2 protein-coding genes and 1 pseudogene are annotated in these 2,547 nt (G+C 37.7%); all 3 read right to left on the bottom strand.

Translation table 11 applies throughout. The features are described 5' to 3' along the window. Positions 1-388 precede the first annotated feature (388 nt). Positions 389-559 carry a DUF2442 domain-containing protein gene (locus tag GH808_RS14980; protein ID WP_311135792.1) on the bottom strand — a complete coding sequence of 57 codons (171 nt, stop codon included), beginning with the start codon at positions 557-559 and terminating at the stop codon, positions 389-391. A gap of 197 nt (positions 560-756) precedes the next feature. Next, positions 757-2,235, bottom strand: a complete 1,479-nt coding sequence (locus tag GH808_RS14975) for a restriction endonuclease subunit S (RefSeq protein ID WP_186843587.1) — start codon at positions 2,233-2,235, stop codon at positions 757-759. Continuing rightward, positions 2,235-2,547, bottom strand: a pseudogene (locus tag GH808_RS14970) (HsdM family class I SAM-dependent methyltransferase); the annotation flags it as partial. The pseudogene GH808_RS14970 and the gene GH808_RS14975, both read right to left, overlap by 1 nt.

The following is a 2,547-nucleotide window of genomic DNA, read 5'->3' as shown; positions in this document are numbered from 1 at the left end:
AAATGAATAAAATAGAAATTATCCACAAATATTTTTATCGAGGGGAAGTCTAACTATATGGTGTGGATAACTTTTCTGAAAAAAATGAAAATAGCCTCACCGCGGACGGTTAAGGCTTGATCTGTGTCTGCATTTTATCTCAACAACTGATAAAATACAATAACTTTTTCAGGAAACGTTTGAAATAATTCTTAATTTAAGAATTGTTCTTTAACTTGTAGTTATTTTTAATTATCATTACATTAAGACAGCGGCAAAAAGCACTTTGAAATGGTGCTGGTCTGGAAGCTTGACCGCTTTGGCCGGAATCGTGAGGAGATGGCCATTATTAATAAGTTAATTGACCGGCACCGTTAGAATCTTTGGGAAATAGTTTTGTCAATTACTGCTAGCAAGCTTTGCTCTTTTCGAATAAAAACTCTGGATCAAGATCCGCTTGATTGCACCATTCAATACTATCAAAACTAACACGTACCATCCTGAATTTCTCCTCGTTCTTTAATTCTTGAAAAACACCCTTATCCAAATATGGACTGACATCGACGTCTCTTTTCACCATTTTCAAAAGTTAAGAGTAACTTATAATCATTTAAAGGTTCTACATCGATAACTGCTAAAGACATGATTCGACCTCCTATTTTAATGGATCAATTTTATATGGAAGCTCACGCTTATTTAATGTTTTTTTGGGGTATCCCCCGTAGCGGACTATGCGATTTTTTACGCAAGAGCATTACACGGTCACCATTTTTTGGCTTAGAACGCCCTTTGGGTAGGTAGATCGATCTTATTTGCCAACTGTTTTGCATATGGGATTAATTCAGAAACCTTATCAACGATACGCTTTTGTTCTTTTAATGGTGATAGTGGGAATACAGCTAATTGACCATCTGTTGTTCCCAACCTTGGCATCTTCACACCATAAGAACATTTTACTGTATAGTTAATGAAATAAGGACTCATCATTACTATTTGGGCATATCTGTTATACACACTCGTTCCAAAGTCCAGAGGCAAGATTTCAGAAGTGGAATATCCATCTTCATCTGCAATTACTACCTTGTTCAAGTAGGGTCGTAATTTGCTGTACAATACATCTCCAGCATTGAAAACATGTTTACTGCTAGTAGATTTCACGTCATGCATTCTTTTTTTGTTCAATACTCTACCAGAATCTTTTTCAATATCTTCTAAGTCAAGAAGCCACGCATCCTTTGGAATACTTTTTGCGGGTATCGAATTACATTGTCCATAATTACATAAATCCCCCAACCTAACCCACTTCCAATTCTCCGGAATATCAAAAGGAATCTCATCTTCTGTAATCTCGGGAAGTGCCTTGGTCTTTTTAATCGTGCCTTCCTCAATCAGTTTTTGATTCTCTTCTTGAATCTGCTGATAAAGTTCTTCTGCCCTTCCATCTTCTTTTCGCTGCTCAACCAGCTTGCCTTGGATGGCATATTGCAAAATCGACTTTTGCATATCTTCCGGGAATTTTTTATTCAGCTCCACAACTTCAGAATAAGCTACATCGTATTTTTCCACATAAGGCATCAGCTCTTCGATCTTTGCTACAATTCGTTTTTGTTCTTCGAGTGGGGGGAGTGGGAATACAGCTAATTGACCGTCCGTCGTTCCTAGCCTTGGCATCTTTACTCCATAAGAACACTTTACAGTGTAGTTAATGAAATAGGGACTCATAAGAACGATTTGAGCATATCTGTCAAATATATTCATTCCAAAGTCTAGAGGTAATATTTCTGAAGTAGAATAACCATCTTCATCAGCAATAACAACCTTATTCAAATATGGACGCAATTTACTATACAATACATTTCCAGTATTAAAGATATGTTTGCTGCTACTAGATTTTACATCCTTCATTCTTTTTTTATTCAATATTCTCCCAGTATCTTTTTCTATATCCTCCAAATCAAGAAGCCATGCTTCTTTGGGAATCTTTGTTGCGGGAATAGAATTACATTTTCCATAATTACATAATTCCCCTAACCTAACCCATTCCCAACTATCGGGAATATCAAATGGAATCTCATCTTCCTTGATTGCTGGCAGAGCCTTCTGCTTTTTAATCTTACCTTCCTGAATCAGCTGTTTCTTCTCAGCCGCTATCTTCTCTAATAATTCCTTAGCAGTACCTTCTTCTTCCCGCTGTTCTACCAGTTTCCCCTGTATCGCAAGCTGAAGGATACTGTTCTTTAAGTCCTGTGCCTTCATTAATTAACACCAAGCATTGAAGTAATCTGTTCTAATACATGATCAATTTCATCATTCAGCGATGCCCGCTTTTCTTGATAAACTTGAATCAAATCCATTGGCTCAAGGATCACTTCTTCTTCATGAGGAAATCCACATAGATCGATGTTGTAGCTTCTTTCGCTGATTTCGCTGGTCGTATAGCACTTTGCCTTGGGGAAACCATCGACTTCGATTTCTTCCCGGTTATCCCACCACGCCAGGGCATCACCAAAATGTTCCAGCTTCATCGGTCTGGTTTTGGAGAAGTTCTTATAGCCTTCCGGCATATCC

It is taken from the genome of Acetobacterium fimetarium (assembly GCF_014284475.1).
GTDB classification, from domain to species: domain Bacteria; phylum Bacillota; class Clostridia; order Eubacteriales; family Eubacteriaceae; genus Acetobacterium; species Acetobacterium fimetarium.
The sequence above is the reverse complement of the archived record's forward strand: the minus strand, read 5'-3'. Positions and strand labels throughout refer to the sequence as shown.

Coding starts and splice junctions, on each gene's coding strand:
- GH808_RS14980 (WP_311135792.1), bottom strand. CDS start 559: ATGGTGAAAAGAGACGTCGATGTCAGTCCATATTTGGATAAGGGTGTT.
- GH808_RS14975 (WP_186843587.1), bottom strand. CDS start 2,235: ATGAAGGCACAGGACTTAAAGAACAGTATCCTTCAGCTTGCGATACAG.